Source organism: Streptomyces sp. NPDC101160 (assembly GCF_044768205.1).
Classification (GTDB): domain Bacteria; phylum Actinomycetota; class Actinomycetes; order Streptomycetales; family Streptomycetaceae; genus Streptomyces.
The window spans coordinates 59,836-83,773 of sequence record NZ_JBIWPJ010000015.1 but is presented as its reverse complement, the minus strand read 5'-3'; the positions used below and the strand labels follow the sequence as shown (position 1 = coordinate 83,773).

Sequence of the window (23,938 nt, the reverse complement as noted above, 5' to 3'; positions counted from 1 at the left end):
TGCATCGCACGCCCGAAAGCGCTCCGTGAAAGGAGGAGCGATCATGAATCCCGTGAAGCGCGCGGCCTTCGCGGTGGCCTCCGCCGTCCTCATGGCCGGCGCGGCGGGCATCGGCGCGGGCACCGCTTTCGCCGGCCAGCCCGGCGCGTCCTGCGAGGAGAACCCCAACCAGCCCGGACACTCCGTGAGTGCCCCCGGTTCCGCCTTCAACCCGGACGGCAAGGCCGGCACCGTCTACGCGGGCGAACAGCCCCAGAACAGCAAGAACGTGCACTCCGTCTCCCAGTACGACGTGGCTTGCGTCCGGCCGACTCATTGACGTCGCACTGACGTGAGGGGCGTGAGGGACGCGAGGGCCGGCCGGAATCCACCGGCCGGCCCTCGTGGCGCGCTGTGGCCCGGCGGCTGTCGGCGCCTCGGCGTACGCTGGAGCCCCCGGCCCGTGAGACGTGTCGGGCGGTTCGCGTTGCCCTCTGCCGGGATGGAAGACCCATGAGCCTGCACGGTCTGCTTGATGTCGTCGTACGAGACGCGGCCCTCGCCGAAGCGGTGAAGGCCGCGCGCGACGGCAACCGCACGCACGTCGACCTGGTCGGCCCGCCCGCGGCCCGTCCCTTCGCGGTGGCCGCGCTGGCGCGCGAGGCCGGGCGTCCGGTGCTCGCCGTCACGGCGACGGGCCGCGAGGCCGAGGACCTGGCGGCGGCCCTGCGCTCGCTCCTCGACCCCGACACGGTCGTGGACTACCCGTCGTGGGAGACGCTGCCGCACGAACGCCTGTCGCCCCGCTCCGACACGGTCGGCCGCCGTCTCGCCGTGCTGCGCCGGCTCGCGCACCCGTCGCCGGACGACCCGGCGGCCGGCCCCGTCAGCGTGGTCGTCGCGCCGGTCCGTTCCGTGCTCCAGCCGCAGGTCAAGGGCCTGGGCGACCTGGAGCCCGTGGCGCTGCGGACGGGCCAGACGGCGGACCTGAACGAGATCGTCGAGGGCCTGGCGGCCGCCGCGTACTCCCGGGTGGAGCTGGTCGAGAAGCGCGGCGAGTTCGCGGTCCGCGGCGGCATCCTGGACGTCTTCCCGCCGACCGAGGAGCACCCGCTCCGGATCGAGTTCTGGGGCGACGACGTCGAGGAGATCCGTTACTTCAAGGTCGCCGACCAGCGTTCCCTGGAAGTCGCCGAGCACGGTCTGTGGGCCCCGCCCTGTCGCGAGCTGCTGCTGACCGATTCCGTACGGGAGCGGGCGGCGGCGCTCGCCGAGCTCCATCCGGAGCTGGGCGAGCTGCTCGGCAAGATCGCCGAGGGCATCGCCGTCGAGGGAATGGAGTCGCTGGCTCCGGTCCTCGTCGACGACATGGAGCTGCTGCTCGACGTCCTGCCCAAGGGTTCGATGGCGGTCGTCTGCGACCCGGAGCGGGTGCGGACGCGGGCCGCCGACCTCGTCGCCACCTCGCAGGAGTTCCTGCAGGCTTCGTGGGCGGCGACGGCGGGTGGCGGCGAGGCCCCGATCGACGTCGGCGCGGCCTCGCTGTGGGGGATCGCGGACGTCCGGGACCGGGCGCGCGAGCTGGACATGATGTGGTGGTCGGTGTCGCCGTTCGCGGCGGACGAGACCGTCGGCGCGGACACGGTGAAGCTGGGCATGCACGCCCCGGAGACGTACCGCGGTGACACCGCCCGCGCCCTGGCCGACACCAAGGGCTGGCTGGCCGACGGCTGGCGCACGGTGTACGTGACGGAGGCGCACGGCCCGGCCTCCCGGACCGTCGAGGTCCTCGGCGGCGAGGGCATCGCGGCCCGTCTCGACGCCGACCTGAAGGAGATCACCCCGTCCGTCGTGCACGTCGCCTGCGGCGCGATCGACTACGGCTTCGTCGACCCGGAGCTGAAGCTCGCGGTCCTGACGGAGACCGACCTGTCGGGCCAGAAGGCCGCCGGCAAGGACGGCCAGCGGATGCCGGCCAAGCGGCGCAAGACGATCGACCCGCTGACGCTGGAGGCCGGCGACTACATCGTGCACGAGCAGCACGGTGTCGGCCGCTACATCGAGATGGTGCAGCGCACCGTGCAGGGCGCGACCCGCGAGTACCTGCTCGTCGAGTACGCCCCCGCCAAGCGCGGCCAGCCCGGCGACCGCCTCTACATCCCGACCGACCAGCTGGAGCAGGTCACCAAGTACGTCGGCGGCGAGGCGCCGACGCTGCACCGGCTCGGCGGCGCCGACTGGACGAAGACGAAGGCGCGCGCGAAGAAGGCGGTCAAGGAGATCGCCGCCGACCTGATCAAGCTCTACAGCGCCCGCATGGCCGCGCCCGGCCACGCCTTCGGTCCCGACACGCCCTGGCAGCGCGAGCTGGAGGACGCCTTCCCGTACGCGGAGACGCCCGACCAGCTGTCGACGATCGCCGAGGTCAAGGAGGACATGGAGAAGACGGTCCCGATGGACCGGCTGATCTGCGGTGACGTCGGCTACGGCAAGACCGAGATCGCCGTACGGGCCGCCTTCAAGGCCGTCCAGGACGGCAAGCAGGTCGCCGTCCTCGTGCCGACCACGCTGCTCGTGCAACAGCACTTCGGCACCTTCTCGGAGCGCTACTCGCAGTTCCCCGTCAACGTCCGCGCGCTGTCCCGCTTCCAGACGGACACCGAGGCGAAGGCGACGATGGAGGGTCTGAAGGAGGGTTCGGTCGACGTCGTCATCGGCACCCACCGCCTGTTCTCGTCCGAGACGAAGTTCAAGGACCTGGGTCTCGTCATCGTCGACGAGGAGCAGCGCTTCGGCGTCGAGCACAAGGAGCAGCTGAAGAAGCTCCGCGCCAACGTCGACGTCCTCACGATGTCCGCGACGCCGATCCCGCGCACCCTGGAGATGGCGGTCACCGGCATCCGCGAGATGTCGACGATCACCACCCCGCCGGAGGAGCGGCACCCGGTCCTCACCTTCGTCGGCCCGTACGAGGAGAAGCAGATCGGCGCGGCGATCCGCCGCGAACTGCTCCGCGAGGGCCAGGTCTTCTACATCCACAACCGTGTCGAGTCCATCGACCGCGCGGCGGCCCGGCTGCGCGAGATCGTCCCCGAGGCGCGGATCGCGACGGCGCACGGGCAGATGTCGGAGCAGGCCCTGGAGCAGGTCGTGGTCGACTTCTGGGAGAAGAAGTTCGACGTGCTCGTGTCGACGACGATCGTCGAGTCCGGCATCGACATCTCCAACGCCAACACCCTCATCGTGGAGCGCGGCGACAACTTCGGCCTGTCGCAGCTGCACCAGCTGCGCGGCCGGGTCGGCCGGGGCCGTGAGCGCGGCTACGCCTACTTCCTGTACCCGCCGGAGAAGCCGCTGACCGAGACCGCCCACGAGCGCCTCGCGACCATCGCCCAGCACACCGAGATGGGCGCGGGCATGTACGTGGCCATGAAGGACCTGGAGATCCGCGGCGCGGGCAACCTGCTCGGCGGCGAGCAGTCCGGCCACATCGCGGGCGTCGGCTTCGACCTCTACGTCCGGATGGTCGGCGAGGCCGTCGCCGACTACCGGGCCTCGCTGGAGGGCGGTGTCGAGGAGGAGCAGCCGCTGGAGGTCAAGATCGAGCTCCCGGTCGACGCGCACGTCCCGCACGACTACGCGCCGGGCGAGCGGCTGCGCCTCCAGGCGTACCGCGCCATCGCCTCCGCCAACTCGGAGGCCGACATCAAGGCCGTGCGCGAGGAGCTCACCGACCGCTACGGCAAGCTGCCCGAGCCCGTGGAGAACCTCCTCCTCGTCGCCGGCCTGCGCATGCTGGCCCGGGCCTGCGGCGTCGGCGAGATCGTCCTCCAGGGCCCCAACATCCGCTTCGCGCCCGTGGAGTTGCGCGAGTCGCAGGAGCTGCGCCTGAAGCGCCTCCACCCGAAGTCCGTCATCAAGCCGGCCGTCCACCAGATTCTGGTGCCGCGCCCGACGACCGGGAAGATCGGCGGCAAGCCGGTGGTGGGCCGCGAACTGCTGGCGTGGACGGGCGAGTTCCTGGCGGAGATCCTCGGGTCGTAGCCGTCCGGGACGGGTGCGCACGGGACGGGTGCGCACGAGGCGGGTGTGTACGAGGCGGTGTGCACGAGGCGGGTGTGTACGGGGCGGGTGGCGCCGCCCGCCCCGGTGGCGGTCGGCCCGAGTACGGGTGCGGGGCGCGGGGCCGGATCGGGCCCGCGCCCCGCACCCGTGGCGGGGCCTACAGCTCGTCGAGGTCGAGCGCGTCGGCCATCGCCCGGTAGCCCGCGTCGCCCGGGTGCAGGTGGTCGCCGGAGTCGTAGGCGGGGAGCATGCGGTCGGTGTCGGCCGGGTCGGCGACGGCGCGGTCGAAGTCGACGACGGCGTCGTACGCGCCGGAGGTGCGGACCCACTCGTTGAACGCCTCGCGCTTCGCCTCGTTCTCCGGGGTGAAGTAGAAGGAGCCCTTGATCGGGGTGAGGGTGGCGCCGACGACCTTGATGCCGTGGGCGTGGGCCTGCCGGATGAGGGTGCGGTGGCCCTCGATGAGCTGGTTGACGGAGACCTCGGGGGTCGGGCCGCCGGGGAAGGCCGGGCCGCTGCCGCCGATGTCGTTGATGCCCTCCAGGAGGATGACCGTGCCGACGCCCTTCTCCGTCAGCACGTCCTTCTTGAAGCGGGCGACGGCCTTCTCGCCGGCCCAGGTGGTGTCGTTGGTGACCTCGTTGCCGCCGATGCCGTGGTCGAGCACGGCGCGGGGGCGGCCGGTGGCGGCGAGGCGCTCGGCCAGCTCGTCGGGGTAGCGGTTGTCGGCGCCGAGGGTGGAGCCGACGCCGTCGGTGATGGAGTCGCCGAAGGCGACGATGCCGTCGCGGCGGTGCCCCTGGGCCGTGGCCGGGCCGCCGGAGACCTCGACGCCGGAGAGGTAGTACCAGGACGTGCTGGTCTCGGTGAAGGCCGCGCCCGACTCGTCGGCGCGGTGGTCGCCGGAGGCGCGGTAGCTGGTCGCGGAGGCGAAGTGGTGGAAGGTGGCCGGTCCGGTCGGGCCCGCGAGGTAGAGCGTGACGGTGACGGATTCGAGCGCGTGGGTCCGGAACGGCACGCCGTCGCTGAGGAGGGTGCCGCCGGCGGGCACGGTGACGGACGTGCGGCCGCCGCCGAAGGTGAGCGCGCGGACCGAACCGGGCTCCACGGAGCCGCCCTTGGCGGTGCGGGCGACGGTGGCGCCCGTGATGTGCAGCGGGGTGGAGCCGTAACGGTTGGTGAGCTCGATCCGGGCCTTCGTGCCGCCCGTGGTGACCCGCACGGTCTGGCGCACGGTCTGGTCGTCGAAGCCCTGCGTGGACCAGTTGGGGCCGAAGGGGGCCGTGGGGGACTGCGGGGAAGCGGCCCAGGCGCCGTGCCAGTTGGGCTGCGAGGCCGGGTGGGAGGCCGGCTGCGCGGCCGCGGTGGCGGACGTGGCGGGCAGGGTGGTGAGGGTGAGCGTGGCGAGCAGGGCGAGCCCGGCGCTGCGGAGGGTGGTGCGGCTGTTCATGTCTGGTCCCCGTTGTCTGCGTGACTGCGTGTGACAGGGACAAGGCGTGATCGACTCGGGCTATTCCCGTGCTGTGTCGGTAAGTTGAGCGGAACCGAGCAGTCCGGTCAGTGCGCGGAACGTCTCGCCCGGGTCGCGGCCGCCCAGCGGGTCGTCCAGGTTGTGGGTGAGCAGCAGGGTCGCGAAGCCGTGTGCGAGGGACCAGGCGGCGATGCCCGTGTCCCGGGCGACGGCCGGGTCGGCGGCGAGGGTCGCGGCGCCGCTGCGGAGTTCGGCGGAGGCGCGCGCCCGGGCGGCGAGCAGCTCGGCGTCGTCGGCCCGCTCCCGGTAGAGGTCGGGCTGGAACATCACCTGGAAGTGGGCGGGGTGCGCGGCCGCGAACCGTACGTACCGCACGCCGCGCTCCCGCAGGTCGGCCGCGCCCGCGAGGGCCTCGGCGAGCAGGTCGTAGCCCTGGGCGGCGATCGCGGTGAGCAGGCCCGTGCGGTCCTTGAAGTGGTGCGCGGGCGCGGCGTGCGAGACGCCCGCGCGGCGCGCGAGGTCGCGCAGGCTGAGCGCGCCGGGGCCCTCGGTCGCGATGACGTCGAGGGCGGCGGTGAGGACGGCCTGCCGCAGGTCGCCGTGGTGATAGGTGCGCCGGTTGGTCATGGCAGCAGGTTACGCGGAATCTAGTCATTGACAAGTTCGAGCGGCGGGAGCAATCTAGTCACTGACAAGATGAGTGAACGGGAGAAGTCGTCATGACCCTGGAGGCAACCGTGGGAACGTCCGTCGCACCGGCCCGTGTCCGCCAGCTGTGGCACCTGCTCGAACCCCTGCACTCGGTGCTCTACTACGCCCCCGAGGCGTTCGAGGAGGCCGCCGCCCTCGGCTACGACGTGTCCGACCGCTGGCCCAGCTACTTCGCCTGGCGCGCCGCCGCCCTCGGCCCGGTCGGCGCCGAGCGGGTCACGTCGGCCTTCTACACGTTCAGCCCCGAGAAGGTCGCCCGGCACGTCCCCGCCGCCTGGGAGGTCGCCACGCCCGCCGACGTGCTCGCGGGCCGGCTGCGCGCCGTCGACCGCGCCTACCGCACGATCCTCGGCGAGGAGCTCCTCGCGAGCCCCGGGATCGCCGAGGCCGCCGCCCTCGCCCGCCGCGCCGCCGAGGCCGCTCCGACGGCCGGGCGCCCCATGGCCGCCGCCCACGCCGAACTCCCCTGGCCCGACGCCCCCCACCTCGTCCTCTGGCAGGCCGCGACGATCCTGCGCGAACACCGCGGCGACGGCCACCTCGCCGCCCTCGTCACCGCCGGTCTCGACCCCGTCGAGTCCCTGGTGTCCTTCGCGGCCGTGGGCGCCGCCGCCGAGGCCACCTTCCAGACCCGCGGCTGGTCCGCCGCCGACTGGTCCGCGGCCCGCGCCCGCCTCGCCGCCCGCGGCCTCGTCCACGCCGACGGCACGGCGACCGACGCCGGCCGCGCCCTGCGCGCCGAGGTCGAACTCCGCACGGACGAGCTCGCGGCCGCGCCGTGGGTCGCGCTCGGCGCCGAGGCGACGGCCCGGCTCGACGAACTGCTCGGCGGCCCGTGGCTGACGATCGTGGGCTCGGGCCTGCTGCCGTCGGAGAACACGCTGGGCATCGGCAAGGTATGAGCGGCCCGCCCCCGCGCCCGCCCCGGGCCGGCACGCCGACCTGCGCGAAAAATCGTTTCACCGGGCGGCCCCGGCGCGCCTAGCCTCGCGCTCATGGACCTGCACATCACGACGCTCGCCGAACGCCCCGCACTCGCCGGGAAGCTGTGGCAGATGAAGGACCTCTGGCCGGAGTTCATGATGTACGACCCGGTCGGCTGGAGCCACATCGGGCGGATCGTGGCCGAGTTCCCGGAGTACGTGCTCGTCGCGACCGACGGCGCCGACGGCGAGGACCTCGTGGCGCGCGGCTTCAGCGTGCCGTTCCGGCTCAGGGCGGAGGACCGCGGCGAGCTGCCCGACACCGGCTGGGACCAGGTCCTCCTCTGGGCGTTCTCGGACCTGCGGCACGGCCACACGCCCGACACCGTCAGCGCCATCGAGATCACCGTGGACACGAGCGCGCTCGGCAACGGCGTCTCGCACCGCATGCTGGCCGCGATGCGCGACAACGCCCGCCGCCTCGGCCACACCGAGCTGGTGGCGCCGCTGCGGCCGAACGGCAAGCAGCTGGAGGCCGATTCCTCCATCCACGAGTACGCCCACCGCACCCGCGAGTCGGACGGCCTGCCGCACGACCCGTGGCTGCGCGTGCACGTGCGGGCCGGCGGCACGGTGGAGAAGGTGGCGCCGGCGTCGATGACGATCGGCGGCTCCCTGGCCCAGTGGCGCTCCTGGACCGGTCTCCCCTTCGACACCGACGGCCCGGTCGAGGTCCCGGGCGCGCTGGTCCCGGTGCACTGCGACACGGCCCGCGGCTACGCGGTGTACGTCGAGCCCAACATCTGGGTCCGCCACCGGCTCTGAGCCGCGGCCCACCGGCGCGTCAAGCGAGCGGCGTGAGGACCACCCCCCTCCGGAGGTCCTCACGCCGCTCGCGTTCTCACCGGCTGCTCAGCCGAGGCTCTTCTCGTCCAGCACGTCCTTCTTCGGCGGCGCCTTCGCCTCCACCGGCTCGTCGTAGTGGGAGAAGGTCATCGTGCCGGGCTCCTTGCCGCCCGTCGTCACGATCCGCAGGACGTACGGGGTGCCCTCGGTGGCCACGTAGATGGCGATCTTCTCGCCGCCGTCGGAGTCGGTGAGCGGCAGGGCCTTCTGACCGTCGACCGTGGTCTCCTTGCCCTTCTTCAGCCCTGTGTAGGGCCCTTCGAAGTCGCTGAGCAGGGACTTCAGGTCGCACAGGTCGAGCATGCCCTTGGCGTCCGGGGACTTGGCGCCGGTCTTGATCCAGCGGCCCATGAGCTTCCTGATGACCTTGCGCCGGACATCGGGCGACTCGCCCTTCGTCTGCTCCTTCAGGAACGCCTTGTCGAGGCGCATGTAGACGGCCTGGCCGGCGGGGTGGACGAACTCGGCGGTGCCGGTGGCGCCGATGGTCATCGTGCCGGCGCAGCGGCCCTGGCGGCCGGTGGAGACGTACGCCTTCATCGGGCCGTCGGAGGTCTTGAGGTCGAGGTCGAGGCTGAGGGACTTCGCGGACTTCGTCGCGGTCATCGCCTTGTCGGCGACCTCGGGCCCGGTCAGCTCCGCGAACGGGCCGGTCGCCTTCGGCTTGTCAGCGCCGGAGCCCGAGGCCGATCCCGAGCCCAGGTCCGGGAAGGGGCCGCAGGCGGTCGCACCCAGGGCGAGGGTGGCGGCGCACAGGACCGTGGCGAGGGCGGCACGGCGCGGGCGGGCGGTGGCAGACATGGTGGTTCTCCGAGAGGGTGGTACGAGGAGAGGGGGCGGGACCGGCGCGGGGGCGGAGTCAGCCGACCTTCAGGTCCCACTGGACGCCGGCGTAGTCGCCGCCCGGGGCGACCTCGACCATGAGGTTCCTGGCGGCGGCCGGGGTGTCGAAGGCGAAGGTGGCCGTGGCCTTCTTACCAGGCAGGACGGAGCCGGTGAAGCCGCCGCCGACCTTGTCGTCGGTGATCTCCTCGGCCGTGGTGCCGTTCGCGCCGGTACGGCCGCTCAGCGAGGTCAGCGTGCTGTCGAAGCTCTTCTTGCCGGCGTTCTCGATGGTGACGGTGACCTGCCACGCCTTGTTGCCCTTGGTGTGGCCGACCGCGAACTCGCCCGGCGTGTACGCCTTCGGCTCGGACACGGTGACCTTCAGGTTGTCGTCGTAGACGGAGGTGTCACCGGCCGCGAGGGGCTTGCCGCCCGGGTTCTGCACGGCCGGGGCGGTGGCGCTGGGCAGGTCCTTGAGCGTCTTGTCGATCTCCTTCACCGCGTCGTTGACCGCGGTGAACGTGATGACCGCGCCGACCACCGAGAGGACCAGGCCCGCGAGGCCCAGGATCGCGCCGGTGAGCGCGACTCCCTTGTTGTCCGCCTCGCCGCGCTTCACGCGGCCCTTGCCGACCAGGCCCAGGATCAGCGCGATCAGGCCGAGGATGCCGGCGAGCCAGAAGAAGAGCGGGATGAGGCCGGAGAGCGTGCCGATGATGCCGAGGATCAGGGCCGCGGTGCCGAGCCCGTTCCGCATGGCCACCGGAGCCTGCGTGTACGACATGTGTCCTCCCGGACAGTGAGTTTGTCTGGCGCGATGGATCAATCACAGCAGAGCCTGTGAACCGAGTCAACACGGTTCACAAAGTTTTGGTCAGCTCACGCTGTGAAGTGGTGTCGCCAGCGTTCGTCAGTAAGATCGGTGTCACACACGAGGGCACGAGGGGAGCGGCACATGCCGGAGAGCGCAGCCGAAGCGACCGCAGCTGAGGTGACCGCCGCGGGCATCGCCCGCCTCGCCGGGGTCGGGCGGGCGGCCGTGAGCAACTGGCGCCGCCGGCACGCCGACTTCCCCAAGCCCGTCGGCGGCACGGAGACAAGCCCGTCCTTCGCCCTCGCCGACGTCGAGGAGTGGCTGCGCGTCCAGGGCAAGCTCGCCGAGGTCCCGCTGCGCGAGCGCGTCTGGCAGCAGATCGCCGGCCACCCCGCGGGCCCCGTCACCGCCCTCGTGCACGCGGGCTGCGTCCTTCTTCTCGTACGGGACCGGGCCGGCGCCTGGCCCGCGCTGGCCGCCGCGCCCGACGAGCGGCTCGCGGAGGTGCTCCCGGTGCCGCTGGAGGAGACGCTGACCGAGCGCCTCGGCCTGCCCCGGTCCGTCCGCACCCCGGCCGCCCACGAACTCGTCCCGTCCGTCCCGCTGTTGCGCGGCGCCGCCGACCTGGCCGCCGAGACCGGCCCCGCCGACGCCTTCGAGTTCCTGCTCGGCCGTCACCTGGACGCCAACCCGCGCCAGTACACGCTCACCCCGCCCGGCCCCGCCGCCCTCATGGCGGCCCTCGCCGGCCCCGCCGCCACCGTCCTCGACCCCGCCTGCGGCACCGGCGCCCTCCTCCGGGCAGCCACCGGCGCCACCGCCCTCCACGGCCAGGACGCCGACCGCGACCTCGCCGCGCTCACCGCCCTCCGCCTTGCCCTCGGCGGCACGGCGGCCAAGGGCCCCACCGTCCACGTGCTGCCCGGCGACACCCTCCGCGCCGACGCCTTCCCGGCCCTCGCCGTCGACGCCGTCGTCTGCCACCCGCCCTTCAACGAGCGCAACTGGGGCCACGACGAGCTCGCCTACGACCCGCGCTGGGAGTACGGCTTCCCGGCCCGCACCGAGTCCGAGCTGGCCTGGGTCCAGCACGCCCTGGCCCGGCTGCGCCCCGGCGGCACCGCCGTCCTGCTCATGCCGCCCGCCGCCGCCTCCCGCCGCTCCGGCCGCCGCATCCGCGCCGACCTGCTGCGCCGCGGCGCGCTGCGGGCCGTCGTCGCGCTCCCGGCCGGCGCGGCGCCCCCGTACGGCATCCCGCTCCACCTCTGGGTGCTGCGCAGGCCCGTCCCCGGCGCCCGCCCGCCCGCCGAGCTGCTCCTCGTCGACACCGCGACCGAGACGAGCGCCGCGGGCCGCGACCGGCTCGACTGGCCCGCCGTCGAGACCGCCGTCCTCGCCGCCTGGCGCCCCTTCGACCAGGACGGCACGCTCGCCGAGACCCCCGGCGAGAGCCGGTCCGTGCCCGTCATCGAACTCCTCGACGACGACGTCGACCTGGCCCCCGCCCGCCATCTCCCGCCGCCCGCCGCCGCCGAGGGCGCGGCCCAGCTCGACGGCGTGCGCGACCGCCTGACCGCCGCCCTGCGCCGTACCCGCGAGCTGACCCCGCCGCCCGCCGCCGACACCGGCGGCCCGGCCGGCCGCTGGCCCGTCACGACCGTCGGCGAGCTGGCCCGGGCCGGCGCCCTCACCCTCCGCGCCGGCGGCACCGGCACGACCGCCGCCGGGACCGCCCCCGTCGCCGTCCTCACCGACACCGACGTGCTCGCCGGCAAGCCGCCGTCCGGCACCCTGCCCGAGGCCCCGCCCGGCGAACCCGCCGAGGAGCCGGCGCTGCTCGCCGCCGGCGACGTCGTCGTCCCGGTCCTCGGCGGCGGCTCGGTCGCCCGGGTCGTCGACGCGGCCGACCGGGCCACCACCGGCGCCGCCCTCGGCCGCAACGTGCACCTCCTGCGCCCCGACCCGGCGGCCCTCGACCCCTGGTTCCTCGCCGGATTCCTGCGCGCGACCGCCAACAACCGCCAGGCCAGCTCGTACGCCTCCACCGCCACCCGGCTCGACGTCCGCCGCCTCCAGCTGCCACGCCTGCCGCTCGCCGAACAGCGGCGGTACGGGGACCGGTTCCGGGCCCTCGCGGAGTTCGAGGAGGCGCTGCGGCTCGCGGGCCGGCTGGGGGAACAGCTGGTGCAGGGCATGTACGACGGCCTGGCGGACGGCACGGTCGCCCCCTGACCGGCCCGGCCGGGCCCTGACCGTCCGTTCCGTACGACCCCTGGGTGACTGTCCGAGTCGGTGTATACGCTCATCCTCGATACTCGGTTCGACCCAGGAGCAGGAATGTACGGCCAGGGCTATCCGCCGTCCGTGCCCCCGCAGCCGCAGCGCGGGGTGCCGGCGTCGGTCATCGTGCTGCGCGTGCTCTTCGCCGTGCTGCCGCTGCTCAGCATCGGCTTCCTCACCTGGGCGACGGCGCTGCGCATCGCCCTGCTGACCCGCAAGGCCTGGGACTGGATCCTGCTCGCGGTCTCGGTCGCCGTCGTCATCGCGGGCCTGGTGCTGATGCCGGAGGACCCCGACGCGTCCCGGGCCGACTGGGTCGTCGGGATGATCCTGCTCAACGCGGTGGCGTTCACGGCGTACTTCCTGGTCGTGGACATACGTCACGACCGCACGCCCGCCGCACCGGCCCCGGTCCTGCCGCCGTCCCCGCCGTACAACCCGTACGCGGCGACGGTCCCGGCGCACCAGCCCCAGCCCGGCTACGGCTACCCGCAGGTCCAGCCGCAGCCGCAGCCCCAGCCCGTCACGCCCCCGAACCCCCGCATCCACCAGGTCCGCGCCGAACTCGACGAGCTCAGCGACCTCCTCCGCAGAGACCCCCGGGAAGGCGGCCGGTGAACGGCCGGATCGTCGGCGGGCGTTACGAGCTGGCCACCCTCATCGGCCAGGGCGGCATGGGTCAGGTCTGGACGGCCTACGACGGCCGGCTCGACCGGCGCGTCGCGGTCAAGCTGCTCCAGCCCGCCGGCCTCAGCGGCCCGGCGACGGCCGCCGACGAGCTGCGGCGCCGCTTCGTGCGCGAGTGCCGGGTGACGGCGCAGGTCGACCACCCGGGCCTGGTCACCGTGCACGACGCGGGCAGCGACGGCGACGACCTGTACCTGGTCATGCAGTACGTGGAGGGCGCGGACCTCGCCGACCACCTGGCCGAGCACGACCCGTACCCGTGGCCGTGGGCGGTGTCGGTGGCCGCGCAGCTGTGCGCGGTGCTCGCCGCCGTGCACGCCGTGCCGATCGTGCACCGCGACCTCAAGCCGCGGAACGTGATGGTCCGCCCCGACGGCGCCGTCACCGTGCTCGACCTCGGCGTGGCCTCCGTCCTCGACACCGACACCACCCGCCTCACGCACACCGGCTCGCCCATCGGCAGCCCCGCCTACATGGCGCCCGAGCAGGCGATGGGCGGCGCCGTCGGCCCGTACACCGACCTGTACGCGCTCGGGGTGACGCTGCACGAACTCCTCAGCGGCAACGTGCCCTTCGCCGGCTCCACGGCCCTCGGCGTGCTGCACCGGCACCTGTACGAGCCGCCCGTGCCCGTGCGCCGGCTGCGGCCCGAGGTGCCGGAGGCCCTGGAGACGCTCGTGCTCCGACTGCTCGCGAAGGACCCGCAGGCCCGGCCGTCGAGCGCCGAGGAGGTGTACGAGACGCTGCTGCCGATCCTCCCGCAGCGCGGCGCTCCCGGCCCCTCCGGCCCGCTGGACCCGACCCGCCCGTTCCGCCGCCCGCACGCGCCCTGGCCCGAGCGCCCCGCCGCCCAGGCAGCACCCCCGACGGCCCCCGCGCCCGCCAGGCCGGACGTGGCGGCGGCCGTGGACGAGGTGAAGCGGCTGCTCGGCGAGGGCTCGATCACACAGGCCGTGGACATCCTCGGCGGCATCCTCCCGGCGGCCGCCGCCGAGCACGGCGAGCAGTCGCCGGTCGTCCGCATCCTGCGCAAGCAGTACGCGAGCACGCTGATGGACGACGGCCAGTACCGCCGCGCCCTGCCCGAGCTGCGCCGGCTCGCCGCCGACCGGGCGGCGGAGGCGGGCCCGGCCGACCCGCAGACGCTGGAGTTCCGCTTCGACGTGGCCCAGTGCCTGGAGCAGCTCGGCGACCCGGCGGCGGCGCTCGCCGAGTACCGCGCCCTGCTGCCCTTCCAGCAGTCCGCCGAACAGGGCTCGCGGGCCTTCGACATCCGGCACCGGATCGGCCTGCTGCTGCTCGCCATGGGCGACCACGCGTCGGGCCAGAGCGAGCTGCGGGCGCTGCTCTTCGACGTCGAGCGCACCCACGGCCCGTACCACCCCCTCGCCGCCGAGCTGCGCCGCGCGCTCGACCACCAGCGCCAGCTGGACCCGAGGAGCTCCCCAGGCGCGTACGGCTGGGGCCCTTAGGCCAGGGCCCAAGGCGCGTACGGCTGGGGCCCTTGGGCCAGGGCCCAAGGGGCGTACGGCTGGGGCCCTTGGGCCAGGACCTACGTGGAGCTCCGTCCCGTGCCGCTCCGGCCTCGGCGTGCGTCAAGGTGCGACTCCTCCCGCCGACATCCGGCCGGAGCGGCCACCGTCGCGCTACACTCCCGAGCACTCTTCACCTGATTGCCCGGTTTTGCCCTGTGTCCGTCTCTGGCACCACCTCGTAGAGGGCATGGCGAATGACCACCCTTACCCTGCACGCGCCGACTGCCCGCACGACCGGTCGACGACCGCTGCGGAACAGCACGTTCCTTCCCGCTGCGGTGGCGGTGGCGTTCGTGCTGGCCCAACTCGTCCTCGTGCGACCGGGGATAGGGCTCGGCTGGGACGAGACGGTGTACGTCAGCCAGGTCAGCGGCCACGCGCCGGCCGCCTTCTTCAGCGCACCGCGCGCCCGTGGCGTCTCGCTGCTGGTGGCGCCGATCGCCACCTGGTCGTCGTCGACCGCCCTGCTGCGGGTCTACCTCGCCGTCCTGTCCGGGCTCGGGCTCCATCTGGCCCTCCGCGTGTGGCGGCCGCTGTTTCCCGTGAAGGTGCTCGCCCTGGGCGGCGCGCTGTTCTCCTCCTTGTGGGTGACGCTCTTCTACGGCCCGCAGGCGATGCCCAACTACTGGGTGGCGATCGGCGCCCTCTGCGGCGTGGGCTGGTTCCTGCGCGCCCAGGCGGACCGGACCCTCCGCACGCCCTTGTGGGGACTCGCCGCAAGCGCGGCACTGGTGGCGCTGATGCGTCCCATGGACGCGGTGTGGGTGAGCCTGCCGCTGATCGTCGCACCCCTCGTCGTGCGCCGGTGGCGGCACACCTGGCTGCTCGTCGCGCTCGCCGCGGGACTCGCCGCCGGGGCCGCCGAGTGGATCGTCGAGGCGTACACCGGTTACGGCGGCCTGAGCCGGCGGCTTCACGACGGCTCGCTCATCCAGGGCGGCCTGCACTGGAACATCGCCGTCGACGACCAGATGCGCAGCCAGAGCGGCCGGATCCTGTGCCGCCCGTGCACGGGCGGGATGCCGAACCCGGTGCTGTTCCTCTGGTGGCTCGCCCTGCCGGCGCTCGCCGCCGCCGGCCTCGCCGTGGCGGTCCGGACCCGGCGGGCCGCGGTCACCGCGCTCCCCCTGGCCTGCGCGGTGACGGTGGCCTTCCCCTATCTGTTCCTGATCGGATACGCCGCTCCCCGCTTCCTGCTGCCGGCCTACGCCCTGATGGCGATCCCGGTCGCAGACGGACTCGTCCACCTCGTGCGACTCCCGCGCGGAACCGGACGTACGGTCGCGGCAGGACTGGCCGCGGTGGCGCTCGTCGGGCACCTGGCGGTGCAGGGTGCCGTACTGCACCAACTCGTCGGGCGGGCCACGGGCAGCCACGACAACTGGGCACGGACCGCCGCCGCGCTGCACCGTGCCGGAGTCCGGCCGCCCTGCCTGCTCACCGGGGAAGGCACCGCCGCACCCCACATCCCCATCGCCTTCTACGCCGCCTGTTCGTCGGCCGACACCGACGGCCACAACGCCAACACGACGCCCGAGGCACTGTCCCGCACGGCGCGGCGGATCCCGGTGGCGGTGCTCACGTCCCGAACGGCCCCGCCTCCGGCGTACGCCCACGGCTGGCCGCTCGCCCACGTGGACGGGCAGGTCTACGCGTACATCGCCCCGGTGGCGACGGCGCGATGAGCAGCACAGCGCAGGTCTTCCCGGCACATCCGCACGTTCAGGGGCCGGTCAGGGCCCGACCGGCCTGCCGGGCCCGGCGGGTGCCGGTCTCGCGGTAGCAGTACGTCGCGACGACCGCGGCGGACATCAGGCCGTAGGGCCACATCTCGGTGCCCTCGGACGTGAAGCGGGACGCGGGCACGAGCAGGAGCACGAGGGTGCCCGCGGTGTCGAGCGCCGCGGCCGCGTACCCCGCGCCACGCGCCGCGCCCCCGGAGCGGGGGGTGAGCGCGGCGGCCAGCGCCAGGGTGACTGTCTGAAGGATGCAGTAGGTCAGCGGACCCAAGGCGGATAGGGGTTGGAACGCCAGGACGACGACCATGAACAGGGCTGCCGGGAGGAGGAAGCGGGCCGGTGCCCGGTCGGGGTCCTTCGACGGCGCCGAGGGGACGGAAGGGGCCGCCGGACGGAGCGGCTTCGTGGCGGGCACGACAGGAGTGCGGGCAGCGGCGACACGCGCTGTGGGGGTGCGGGCGGCGGCGACACGCACCACCGGGGTGCGGGCGGCGGCGGCGTCGTGCACGGCGCGCATCGCGGCGGCGAGCCGGGCGAGGAGCTCGGCGCGGGACTCCGCCGGCTGTGGCGGAACGGGCACGGGGCCGGCGGTACGGGCGTCGGCGCCGAGTTGCCGCAGTGCCCGCGCGAGGGCGGCGGCGTCCGGGTACCGCTGGGCCGGATCCTTCCTGAGCAGGGTCAGCACGAGGTCGTCCCAGGCGGGCGGGATGCCCGGGGCCACCGAGCCGGGCGCGGGCGGGTCCTGCGTGAGGTGCGCCGACAGGTAGCCCAGGGTGTCCGGCGCCTGGAACGGCAGCCGCCCCGTGAGCAGTTCGAAGAGGACGCAGCCGAGCGCGTACAGGTCGCTGCGGGGTTCCGGGAAGCCGCGGGCCTGTTCGGGGGCCATGTAGGGCGGCGTGCCGATGATGAAGCCGGTCTGGGTCAGGCGGTCCGCCGTCGCATAGGGGTCGGCGGCGCGCGCGATGCCGAAGTCGAGGAGCTTCACGGTGCCGGAGGGCGCGACGAAGACGTTGGACGGCTTGATGTCCCGGTGCATGACTCCGGACCGGTGCGCGTCGGCCAGCGCGTCGCAGATCTGCGCGCCCCAGTGGGCCGCGTCGGGCAGGGCGACGGGGCCGCGGCGCAGGATCGCGTCCAGGCCCTCGCCCCTGACCAGTTCCATCACCAGGAACGGCGCCCGGTCGGCGCTGTCGTCCGTCTCCCCGAGGTCGTGGATGGTCACGATGCCGGGGTGCTGCAGCCGGGCGGTGATCCGCGTCTCGCGCAGGAACCGGGCGCGCGCCTCGTCGCCGTGGCTGCCGCCGCCCGCGAGCAGCGAGATCACCTTGACGGCGACGAGCCGGTCCAGCGACTCGTCCCGCGCCTCCCACACCTGCCCCATGCCGCCCGCGCCGAGCTGCCGCACCAACCGGTATCGGCCGCCCAGGAGTTGGTCTCGCACCGGCTGTCGCCCCCTCGATCGACTCCACTGCCGGAATCATGGCGTGAGGGCGGCCCGGACGCACCCCGGTCGGCGCAATCGCGAGGCCCGGCGGCGAGGCCGGGCGGTGCGGCCTGACGGACCGGCAGGATCACGACTCGGCATCTGATTGGACAACGGAACGAAGAGATCCTTTTTGGTCGTTTTGCGGTCTGTAACGTGCGCGTTTGATCGTGTCCACGCCGCTCAAGGATTCCGAGATGACCACGCCTCCGCCGTCCGACCCGTTCGCCGCCGCTCCGGGCACCGCGCCCATGGCGCCCGCGCCCGCCCCGCAGAAGAAGGGTGGCGCGCTGAAGAAGATCGGCGGCTTCGTCGTTCTCCTCGTGGTCGGCCTCGCGGTCAAGCTCGGCATCCCGTACCTCACGGGTGACACCCCGGTCCACGCCCAGGTCGGCGACTGCGTCACCGTCAGCGGCCCGGAGAACGACCCGAAGGTCGACACCCAGGACTGCAACTCGGGCAAGAAGGACCTCTACAAGGTCGCCGAGGTGCACGACAACACCTTCGACCTCAACAAGTGCGACCAGAACAAGTACTCGGCGCTGGCCCAGCAGTGGGACGCCGACAAGTTCGTGCTCTGCCTGACGGACGTCAAGGCGAAGTAAGTCCTCGCGGAGTTTCCGCGCGGTCTTCACGCAGGAGGGGCCGGCCCGTAGGGGCCGGCCCTTTCGCGTGTCAGGTCAGCGCGAGCGTGGCCACGGCCAGGATCAGGAACGTCACCGGGAACGCGATGGTGTGGAAGACCCGCGTCCGGACGTGGGTCGCCACGGCACCGACGTAGAACAGCACCAGACCGACGGCGGCGGCGAGGCCCAGCGGCCGCAGGTCCGGCACCAGCAGGCCGAGCAGCAGCCCGGCCGCGCCCGCGGCCTTCAGGGCGGCGAGCCCCGGGATCCAGGATTCGGGGACCCGTACCTCGGCGGAGTTGGCGAGGACGAAGTCGGCGCGGGCGAAGTCCAGGGCGGCGATTCCGGCGTTCGCGACGATGGTGAGCAGGGTGACGGCAGTGGCGAGGGGCATGCCTCCACCCTCCTCGCGCGCTCCGAACGGCGTCCAATACATGCTTCTATAACCTGGCGGAATGGACGTCGACACCCGGCTGCTGCGCTACGCCGTCGCCGTCGCGCGCGAAGGCAGCCTCACCCGCGCCGCCGAGCGGCTTCATGTCTCCCAGCCCGCGCTCACCAAGCAGATCAGGCGCCTGGAGACGGACCTCGGGGTCGAGCTGTTCACCCGCTCCCGCGAGGGCATGGCCCTGACCGAGGCCGGCCGGATCCTGGTCCACGGGGCCTCGGTGCTGCTCGACGACTGGCAGCGGCTGCTCGCCGAGACGCGCCGCACCGCGACCCGGGCGGAACGGATCCTCCGCGTCGGCTTCGTCGCCAGCGCCGCCAACGAGGCCACGCCCGCCATCGTCGCCGCCTTCGCCCGCGCCCTGCCCGGCTGGCGCGTCGAGATGCGGCAGGCCGCCTGGTCCAACCCGAGCGCCGGGCTCGCGGACGGCGACGTCGACGCCGCCTTCGTACGACTCCCCTTCCCCGGTCAGGAAGACCTGCGTACCCACGTCCTGTTCAGTGAGCCCCGCTGCGTGGCCCTGGCCGCCGGGCACCGCCTCGCGGACCGCCACGAGCTGGACTTCCGCGAGCTGTGGGACGAGCCCTTCGTCGCCGCCCCGGCCCGGACGGGCGCGTGGCGCGACCACTGGCTGGCGGCGGACGAGCGCGACGGGCACCCGGCCCGTATCGGGGCCGTCACCGAGCACCCCGACGACTGGCTCAGCGCCATCGCCAACGGCTACGGGATCGCCCTCGCCCCCGCCTCCGCTGCGCGCTTCTACGCCCGCCCCGGCGTCGTCTACCGCCCCGTCCGTGGGGTCTCCCCGACCCGGCTCGCGATCGCCTGGGCTCCGGCGAACGACGCAGACCCCGCTGTTCGGGCGTTTGTGCGGTGCTGCCGGGGCGCCGGGTCGTGGGAGGGCGCGAGCCGGTCGTCCACGTGAAGGCGAGAGCGAGGTGAAGCCCACGCGGGGAAAAGCGTCGCTCATAGGGTGGCCGGCTCCGTACACTGCCGCGCATGGCATGCCGCATCACCGAACTCGTCCTCGACTGCGCCGACCCCGAGCGGCTCGCCGCCTTCTGGAGCGAGGTCCTCGGTTACGTCGAGCTGAACCGGGAAGACGACGGAAGCATCGAGATCGGGCCGCCCGGCGCGTACGCGGACTCCGAGTCCGGCTCCGGGAGCCCGTTGCCCACGCTCTTCCTCAGCCGCAGCAGCGACCCGCGCGCCGGCAAGCTCCCGCTCCACATCGACGTCAACGCCACCGACCGCGACCAGGACGCCGAACTGGAGCGGCTGCTCGCGCTCGGCGCCAGGCCGGCCGACGTGGGGCAGACGGGCAAGGAGAGCTGGCGCGTACTGGCCGACCCGGAGGGCAACGAGTTCTGCCTGCTGCGCCGCCGGGTCGAGCCGGTTCAGCCCGTCAGCCGTTGACGGGCGCCGTCCCGGCGACGCGCGTGTCACGCAGGACCAGCTTCACGTCGGTGATCCGCGCCTTGGCCGTGGCGTCCTCCGCCACCAGCGGGACGTCACTCTCGGCGCGCAGCTCCGCGCCGTCGGCCTCCAGGCCGGCCAGCCGGCCCGAGAGCGGCACCGCCCCGTCGCCTGGCGGCCTTGGCGCGGGTTTCGCCGACAAGCCCGGGACGGCATCTGAACGAGTGAGCCGAGATCAGGCCACCAGGCCGAGCGCGGCCTCGCCGAACGCCCGCACCCGCGCCGTCGCGCCCTCCGCGAGCCACACCAGGCCCCACTCCACCGGCTCGGCGTCCGCGACGGGGACGTAGACGACGTCGGGGCGGGCGAAGTAGCGCCGCACGTGCGCACCGACGACGAAGACGCCCTCGCCGGCGCCGACGAGGGTCAGCACCTCGTTGTACGTGAGGGCCGCCTCGCCCGGTGTCTCGGGATCCTGCAGCACCGTCACGCGTGCCAGGTCCGCGAGGGCGATGTTCTCGCGGCGGGCGAACGGATGGCCGGTGGGCACGGCGACCATCCGTGCCTCGCGCACCAGGACCGGGCCCGTCGCCAGGTCCTCCCCGGGCACCGGATGCCCGGCCAGCGCGAGGTCCACCTCGCCCGCGCGCAGCCACGGCAGCACGTCCGACGGCCGCGCCTCCCTGATCCGCACCTCGCACTCGGGATGCCGGACCCGGAACGCCTGCGTGGCGCCGATCAGCAACTGCCCCGTCGCCGGCCCCGTGAACGCGACCTTCAGCACCCCGGTCACACCCCGCCCGGCGTAGACGGCCCGCTCGACCGCGTCGGTGATCCGCGACCAGGCCGGGCGCACCTCCTCGTACAACTGGCGTCCGAGCGGCGACAGTTCGACGCGACGGCTGGTGCGGTGGAACAGCGGGACGCCGATGCGGCGCTCCAGCTTCGCGATCGTCTGGCTGATCCGGGCCGTGGAGACGTGCAGCCGTTCGGCGGTGCGCCCGAAGTGCAGCTCCTCGGCGAGCGTCAGGAACGCCTCCAGCTCGTGCCGCTCCAACATCCCCGCCCGCCCCCGTCATTCGTCAACCGACGCTTAACGATCGTTGCGCAGGTGCGCGTTGATGCCCCCTGCCGCCCGCAGCAGGATCAGACGTACCGAAAGCCCCACCCGACACCTGCAACGGGAGAACATCATGACCGACGTCGCCGCCCTCGCCACCGCCGTCGCCGAGCTCAAGGACCGCGCCGAGATCACCGACGCCCTCTACCGCTTCGGCCTCGGCCAGGACCTCAAGGACAAGGACCTCTTCGCCTCCGCCTTCGCCCCCGACGCCGAACTCGACTTCCGCCCCGCCGCCGCCAAATGGGGCGCCGAGCCGCCGGTGATGGCGGGCCGCGACACCATCGTCACGACGATCCTGGCCATGTTCACCGGCCGCGTGGACACCACCCACCAGGTCACCAACGTCCGCATCGCCCTCGACGGCGACACCGCCCACGCCACCGCCCTCGTCGAGGCCCAGCACCTGCTCGCCGCCGACCACGCCACGCACGCGCTGCTCAAGAACCCCTATGAGGTGGAGCTGGTGAGGGACGGCGAGCGCTGGGTCATCCGGCGCCTGCGCATCGAGAACACCTGGTACACCGGCGACCCGACCGCCATCTTCGGCTGACCGGGCGGAACTCGGCCGGCTCGCCGGCCGCTGAGGCCCGCCCGCCCTCAGGCGCCGAGCAGCGTGCCGAGCGGCGACAGCTGGTTGCCGGACAGGGGCAGGCCGTCGAGGGCCGGCACGCCCTGCGCCGCCGACGGCGCCGCGTCCGGGGCCACGTTCGGGCGGGGCGCGGGCGCGTCGCCGTCGCCGGGCCCGTCGGCCGCCGCCACCCCGGCGGACCCGAGGGCCATGGCCCCGGCCAACAGCACACCACTGACGATCTTGGACGTGGACTTCATGGGTCCGCCTTCCGGGAGTCACGACTGGTACGGCGTGACCAACGAGAGCCCGGCCGGTGAGATACGTGGCCGGTCGCGGCCGGCCCGCGCGCTCGACCCCGCCGCCGGGCGGCGCGCCTCGCGTACGACGGGAGCGCGGAGACGGACGCGAACGTGCTCCTCCGCCGTCATCTGGCGGAGGAGCACGTCGGAGGGGAAGGGGGAGGGAGTGAAGGGGTGAGGTGAGGGTCAGACGTGGTTCTTGTACTGGCCGACCTCGTAGTTGCCCGCCGGCGTCTGGAGGATGACGTTCAGGCGGTTGTACGCGTTGATGAGGGCGATCAGCGCGGTGAGGGCGAGGAGCTGGTCCTCGTCGTAGTGCTTGGCCGCGTTCTCCCAGACCTCGTCCGGCACGCCGTAGCCGTCGGCGAGGCGGGTGCCGTGCTCGGTGAGGGCGAGGGCCGCGCGCTCGGCGTCGGTGTAGACGGTGGCCTCGCGCCAGGTGGCGACGAGGGCGAGGCGGACGGCGGTCTCGCCCGCCGCCGCGGCCTCCTTGGTGTGCATGTCGAGGCAGCCGGCGCAGCCGTTGATCTGGCTGGCGCGGATCTTGACGAGCTCCTGGGTGGACATGGGCAGGGTGGTGTCCGCCAGGGCCATGCCCGCGCCGGCGAAGTGCTTGAAGATCTTGCCGGTGATCGGGCTGCCGAAGGGGTTGAGACGGGGTTCCATGGCGGGCTCCTTTGCCGTTGTCTCTCGTGCGCTTCCACCCCTACGACGGAGTGGACGGCCGAGTTGTGACACCTGCAGGAGTGACCTGCGTCACGTGACCGGTCGCGTACGTTGGGCGCATGACAACGACGCGACCTGTGGTCCTTCTGCTGTCCGGCAGCCTGCGCGCCGCCTCCACGAACGAGGCCGTGCTGCGCACCGCGCACGAGGTGGCGCCGACGGTGGGCGTGGAGGCCGTCCGGTTCGACGGTCTCGCCGACCTGCCGCACTTCAACCCCGACGACGACCGCGATCCGCTGCCGCCCGCCGTCGCCGCCCTGCGCTCGGCGATCGGGAAGGCGGACGCCCTGCTGATCTGCACGCCGGAGTACGCGGGGACGCTGCCCGGCTCCTTCAAGAACCTGCTCGACTGGACGGTCGGCGGCGTCGAGATCAGCGACAAGCCCACTGCCTGGGTGAACGCGGCGGCCCCGGGGCGCGGCGAGGGTGCGGGGGCCACGCTGCGGACGGTGCTCGGGTACACGGGCGCGCGGGTGGTGGAGGAGGCGTGCGTACGGGTGCCGGTGGACGGGGACGTGCGGCGGGTGCTCGGCGAGGTGCTGGTGACGCTGGCGAAGGGCGCCGACGGTGAGCAGTGACGTACTGAATCTGTGGCGGCGGCCGCTGGACGCCGTACCGGAGTCGGTGTGGGAGCGTGGCGAGGATCTGCGGGTGCTGATCCTCGCCGACACGGGCATCACGGAGCTGCCGGCGGCGATCGGGCGGCTGCGGGGGCTGTCGACGCTGGACCTCGGGCACAACCGCTTGGCCGCCCTCCCCGACGAACTCGGCGAGCTGGTCGGCCTCGACGCCTTTCTCTACGTGCACGACAACGAGCTGACCGAGCTGCCGCCGTCGCTGGGGCGGCTGACGCGACTGCGGTACCTCAACGTCGGCGACAACATGCTGACGGCGCTGCCGGACGAGATCGGGCAGATGGCCGGGCTCGTCGAACTGCGGGCGCAGAACAACCGGTTGAGCGCGCTCCCCGACTCGATCGGTGGGCCGGCGCGGCTGCGGGAGCTGTGGCTGCGCGGCAACCAGCTCACCGACCTTCCCGCCTCCGTCGCCGGGCTGCGCGAGCTGCGGATCCTCGAACTCCGCGAGAACGCCCTGACCGCCCTGCCCGCCACCCTCGCCGGGCTGCCGCTCCTGAGGCAGCTCGACCTGCGCGGCAACCGCATCACGCGCCTTCCGGAGTGGGTCGTGGACGGGCTGCCGTCGCTGGAGAAGCTCGACCTGCGCTGGAACTGGTGCGAGCCGCAGGACGGGCTGGTGGCCGAGCTGGAGCGCCGGGGCTGCGTCGTGCTGCGTTGATCGCGCTGCCGCCGC

Annotated in this window: 24 protein-coding genes; 14 read left to right on the top strand and 10 right to left on the bottom strand. The window is 73.5% G+C overall.

Annotated elements, in window-relative coordinates:
• Positions 1-43 precede the first annotated feature (43 nt).
• Positions 44-319, top strand: coding sequence for a hypothetical protein (locus ACIRSU_RS35675; RefSeq protein WP_403801547.1), 276 nt, complete (start codon positions 44-46; stop codon positions 317-319).
• A 173-nt stretch (positions 320-492) separates the two neighbouring features.
• Positions 493-4,023, top strand: a complete 3,531-nt coding sequence (gene mfd, locus ACIRSU_RS35670; RefSeq protein WP_403801544.1) for a transcription-repair coupling factor — start codon at positions 493-495, stop codon at positions 4,021-4,023.
• Positions 4,024-4,201: 178 nt separating this feature from the next.
• Here mfd and ACIRSU_RS35665 read toward each other — a convergent pair whose 3' ends face one another.
• Both ACIRSU_RS35665 and ACIRSU_RS35660 read right to left on the bottom strand, forming a co-directional pair.
• The gene (locus tag ACIRSU_RS35665; protein ID WP_403801541.1) at positions 4,202-5,494 is read right to left on the bottom strand and encodes an SGNH/GDSL hydrolase family protein; all 1,293 of its coding nucleotides are present in this window, start codon (positions 5,492-5,494) and stop codon (positions 4,202-4,204) included.
• Between the two features lie 60 nt (positions 5,495-5,554).
• Positions 5,555-6,142 carry a TetR/AcrR family transcriptional regulator gene (locus ACIRSU_RS35660; protein WP_403801539.1) on the bottom strand — a complete coding sequence of 196 codons (588 nt, stop codon included), beginning with the start codon at positions 6,140-6,142 and terminating at the stop codon, positions 5,555-5,557.
• Positions 6,143-6,234: 92 nt separating this feature from the next.
• On the opposite strand from ACIRSU_RS35660, the gene ACIRSU_RS35655 reads away from it, so the two are divergent.
• Together ACIRSU_RS35655 and ACIRSU_RS35650 are read left to right on the top strand one after the other, a co-directional pair.
• Positions 6,235-7,128 (top strand): hypothetical protein, encoded by an 894-nt coding sequence (locus ACIRSU_RS35655; RefSeq protein WP_403801536.1) that lies wholly within the window; start codon positions 6,235-6,237, stop codon positions 7,126-7,128.
• A 93-nt stretch (positions 7,129-7,221) separates the two neighbouring features.
• Positions 7,222-7,974, top strand: a complete 753-nt coding sequence (locus tag ACIRSU_RS35650; RefSeq protein WP_403801533.1) for an N-acetyltransferase — start codon at positions 7,222-7,224, stop codon at positions 7,972-7,974.
• Positions 7,975-8,061: 87 nt separating this feature from the next.
• On the opposite strand, the gene ACIRSU_RS35645 is transcribed toward ACIRSU_RS35650, so the two are convergent.
• Both ACIRSU_RS35645 and ACIRSU_RS35640 read right to left on the bottom strand, forming a co-directional pair.
• Positions 8,062-8,856, bottom strand: a complete 795-nt coding sequence (locus ACIRSU_RS35645; RefSeq protein ID WP_403801530.1) for a hypothetical protein — start codon at positions 8,854-8,856, stop codon at positions 8,062-8,064.
• Positions 8,857-8,914: 58 nt separating this feature from the next.
• Entirely contained in the window at positions 8,915-9,664 is a 750-nt protein-coding gene (locus ACIRSU_RS35640; RefSeq protein WP_403801527.1) for a DUF4190 domain-containing protein, read from the bottom strand.
• 171 nt (positions 9,665-9,835) lie between these two features.
• Between ACIRSU_RS35640 and ACIRSU_RS35635 the strand changes: the two genes are divergently transcribed.
• The 4 genes from ACIRSU_RS35635 to ACIRSU_RS35620 all read left to right on the top strand — a co-directional run bounded on the left by ACIRSU_RS35635 (position 9,836) and on the right by ACIRSU_RS35620 (position 15,881).
• Positions 9,836-11,926 carry an N-6 DNA methylase gene (locus ACIRSU_RS35635; RefSeq protein ID WP_403801524.1) on the top strand — a complete coding sequence of 697 codons (2,091 nt, stop codon included), beginning with the start codon at positions 9,836-9,838 and terminating at the stop codon, positions 11,924-11,926.
• A 105-nt stretch (positions 11,927-12,031) separates the two neighbouring features.
• Entirely contained in the window at positions 12,032-12,592 is a 561-nt protein-coding gene (locus tag ACIRSU_RS35630; RefSeq protein ID WP_403801522.1) for a hypothetical protein, read from the top strand.
• On the top strand, positions 12,589-14,133 hold the full coding sequence (locus ACIRSU_RS35625; RefSeq protein WP_403801519.1) for a protein kinase: 1,545 nt from the start codon (positions 12,589-12,591) through the stop codon (positions 14,131-14,133). Before ACIRSU_RS35630 ends, ACIRSU_RS35625 begins: the two co-directional genes overlap by 4 nt.
• A 341-nt stretch (positions 14,134-14,474) precedes the next feature.
• Entirely contained in the window at positions 14,475-15,881 is a 1,407-nt protein-coding gene (locus tag ACIRSU_RS35620; RefSeq protein WP_403801609.1) for a hypothetical protein, read from the top strand.
• Positions 15,882-15,918: 37 nt separating this feature from the next.
• Here the strand turns inward: ACIRSU_RS35620 and ACIRSU_RS35615 are convergent, their stop codons facing one another.
• Positions 15,919-17,376, bottom strand: a complete 1,458-nt coding sequence (locus ACIRSU_RS35615) for a protein kinase (protein WP_403801516.1) — start codon at positions 17,374-17,376, stop codon at positions 15,919-15,921.
• 239 nt (positions 17,377-17,615) lie between these two features.
• On the opposite strand from ACIRSU_RS35615, the gene ACIRSU_RS35610 reads away from it, so the two are divergent.
• Positions 17,616-18,023 carry a hypothetical protein gene (locus ACIRSU_RS35610; protein WP_403801513.1) on the top strand — a complete coding sequence of 136 codons (408 nt, stop codon included), beginning with the start codon at positions 17,616-17,618 and terminating at the stop codon, positions 18,021-18,023.
• Positions 18,024-18,093: 70 nt separating this feature from the next.
• On the opposite strand, the gene ACIRSU_RS35605 is transcribed toward ACIRSU_RS35610, so the two are convergent.
• On the bottom strand, positions 18,094-18,438 hold the full coding sequence (locus ACIRSU_RS35605) for a DoxX family protein (RefSeq protein WP_403801511.1): 345 nt from the start codon (positions 18,436-18,438) through the stop codon (positions 18,094-18,096).
• Between the two features lie 61 nt (positions 18,439-18,499).
• On the opposite strand from ACIRSU_RS35605, the gene ACIRSU_RS35600 reads away from it, so the two are divergent.
• Together ACIRSU_RS35600 and ACIRSU_RS35595 are read left to right on the top strand one after the other, a co-directional pair.
• Positions 18,500-19,417, top strand: a complete 918-nt coding sequence (locus tag ACIRSU_RS35600; RefSeq protein ID WP_403801508.1) for a LysR family transcriptional regulator — start codon at positions 18,500-18,502, stop codon at positions 19,415-19,417.
• A 74-nt stretch (positions 19,418-19,491) separates the two neighbouring features.
• Positions 19,492-19,908 carry a VOC family protein gene (locus ACIRSU_RS35595; RefSeq protein ID WP_403801505.1) on the top strand — a complete coding sequence of 139 codons (417 nt, stop codon included), beginning with the start codon at positions 19,492-19,494 and terminating at the stop codon, positions 19,906-19,908.
• On the opposite strand, the gene ACIRSU_RS35590 is transcribed toward ACIRSU_RS35595, so the two are convergent.
• Together ACIRSU_RS35590 and ACIRSU_RS35585 are read right to left on the bottom strand one after the other, a co-directional pair.
• On the bottom strand, positions 19,898-20,068 hold the full coding sequence (locus tag ACIRSU_RS35590; RefSeq protein WP_403801503.1) for a DUF6004 family protein: 171 nt from the start codon (positions 20,066-20,068) through the stop codon (positions 19,898-19,900). The genes ACIRSU_RS35595 and ACIRSU_RS35590 overlap by 11 nt on opposite strands.
• A gap of 75 nt (positions 20,069-20,143) precedes the next feature.
• Complete coding sequence (locus ACIRSU_RS35585) at positions 20,144-20,968, bottom strand: LysR family transcriptional regulator (RefSeq protein ID WP_403801499.1); 825 nt, start codon at positions 20,966-20,968, stop codon at positions 20,144-20,146.
• A 133-nt stretch (positions 20,969-21,101) separates the two neighbouring features.
• Between ACIRSU_RS35585 and ACIRSU_RS35580 the strand changes: the two genes are divergently transcribed.
• On the top strand, positions 21,102-21,581 hold the full coding sequence (locus tag ACIRSU_RS35580; protein WP_403801497.1) for a nuclear transport factor 2 family protein: 480 nt from the start codon (positions 21,102-21,104) through the stop codon (positions 21,579-21,581).
• A 47-nt stretch (positions 21,582-21,628) separates the two neighbouring features.
• Here the strand turns inward: ACIRSU_RS35580 and ACIRSU_RS35575 are convergent, their stop codons facing one another.
• Positions 21,629-21,859: a hypothetical protein gene (locus ACIRSU_RS35575; protein WP_403801494.1), complete on the bottom strand. Its 231-nt coding sequence runs from the start codon at positions 21,857-21,859 to the stop codon at positions 21,629-21,631.
• A gap of 228 nt (positions 21,860-22,087) precedes the next feature.
• Positions 22,088-22,567: a carboxymuconolactone decarboxylase family protein gene (locus ACIRSU_RS35570; protein WP_403801491.1), complete on the bottom strand. Its 480-nt coding sequence runs from the start codon at positions 22,565-22,567 to the stop codon at positions 22,088-22,090.
• Between the two features lie 119 nt (positions 22,568-22,686).
• Between ACIRSU_RS35570 and ACIRSU_RS35565 the strand changes: the two genes are divergently transcribed.
• Positions 22,687-23,205 carry an NADPH-dependent FMN reductase gene (locus ACIRSU_RS35565; RefSeq protein WP_403801490.1) on the top strand — a complete coding sequence of 173 codons (519 nt, stop codon included), beginning with the start codon at positions 22,687-22,689 and terminating at the stop codon, positions 23,203-23,205.
• Positions 23,195-23,923, top strand: a complete 729-nt coding sequence (locus ACIRSU_RS35560; protein WP_403801488.1) for a leucine-rich repeat domain-containing protein — start codon at positions 23,195-23,197, stop codon at positions 23,921-23,923. The genes ACIRSU_RS35565 and ACIRSU_RS35560 overlap by 11 nt, the downstream gene beginning before the upstream one ends.
• Positions 23,924-23,938 lie beyond the last annotated feature (15 nt).

Bases quoted from the DNA above. Each gene is read 5' to 3' on its own strand.
- ACIRSU_RS35580 (WP_403801497.1), top strand. From the start codon at position 21,102: ATGACCGACGTCGCCGCCCTCGCCACCGCCGTCGCCGAGCTCAAGGAC.
- ACIRSU_RS35570 (WP_403801491.1), bottom strand. From the start codon at position 22,567: ATGGAACCCCGTCTCAACCCCTTCGGCAGCCCGATCACCGGCAAGATC.
- ACIRSU_RS35635 (WP_403801524.1), top strand. From the start codon at position 9,836: ATGCCGGAGAGCGCAGCCGAAGCGACCGCAGCTGAGGTGACCGCCGCG.
- ACIRSU_RS35605 (WP_403801511.1), bottom strand. From the start codon at position 18,438: ATGCCCCTCGCCACTGCCGTCACCCTGCTCACCATCGTCGCGAACGCC.
- ACIRSU_RS35610 (WP_403801513.1), top strand. From the start codon at position 17,616: ATGACCACGCCTCCGCCGTCCGACCCGTTCGCCGCCGCTCCGGGCACC.
- mfd (WP_403801544.1), top strand. From the start codon at position 493: ATGAGCCTGCACGGTCTGCTTGATGTCGTCGTACGAGACGCGGCCCTC.
- ACIRSU_RS35630 (WP_403801522.1), top strand. From the start codon at position 12,032: ATGTACGGCCAGGGCTATCCGCCGTCCGTGCCCCCGCAGCCGCAGCGC.
- ACIRSU_RS35585 (WP_403801499.1), bottom strand. From the start codon at position 20,968: ATGTTGGAGCGGCACGAGCTGGAGGCGTTCCTGACGCTCGCCGAGGAG.
- ACIRSU_RS35660 (WP_403801539.1), bottom strand. From the start codon at position 6,142: ATGACCAACCGGCGCACCTATCACCACGGCGACCTGCGGCAGGCCGTC.
- ACIRSU_RS35595 (WP_403801505.1), top strand. From the start codon at position 19,492: ATGGCATGCCGCATCACCGAACTCGTCCTCGACTGCGCCGACCCCGAG.
- ACIRSU_RS35665 (WP_403801541.1), bottom strand. From the start codon at position 5,494: ATGAACAGCCGCACCACCCTCCGCAGCGCCGGGCTCGCCCTGCTCGCC.
- ACIRSU_RS35650 (WP_403801533.1), top strand. From the start codon at position 7,222: ATGGACCTGCACATCACGACGCTCGCCGAACGCCCCGCACTCGCCGGG.
- ACIRSU_RS35655 (WP_403801536.1), top strand. From the start codon at position 6,235: ATGACCCTGGAGGCAACCGTGGGAACGTCCGTCGCACCGGCCCGTGTC.
- ACIRSU_RS35565 (WP_403801490.1), top strand. From the start codon at position 22,687: ATGACAACGACGCGACCTGTGGTCCTTCTGCTGTCCGGCAGCCTGCGC.
- ACIRSU_RS35575 (WP_403801494.1), bottom strand. From the start codon at position 21,859: ATGAAGTCCACGTCCAAGATCGTCAGTGGTGTGCTGTTGGCCGGGGCC.
- ACIRSU_RS35645 (WP_403801530.1), bottom strand. From the start codon at position 8,856: ATGTCTGCCACCGCCCGCCCGCGCCGTGCCGCCCTCGCCACGGTCCTG.
- ACIRSU_RS35600 (WP_403801508.1), top strand. From the start codon at position 18,500: ATGGACGTCGACACCCGGCTGCTGCGCTACGCCGTCGCCGTCGCGCGC.
- ACIRSU_RS35640 (WP_403801527.1), bottom strand. From the start codon at position 9,664: ATGTCGTACACGCAGGCTCCGGTGGCCATGCGGAACGGGCTCGGCACC.
- ACIRSU_RS35675 (WP_403801547.1), top strand. From the start codon at position 44: ATGAATCCCGTGAAGCGCGCGGCCTTCGCGGTGGCCTCCGCCGTCCTC.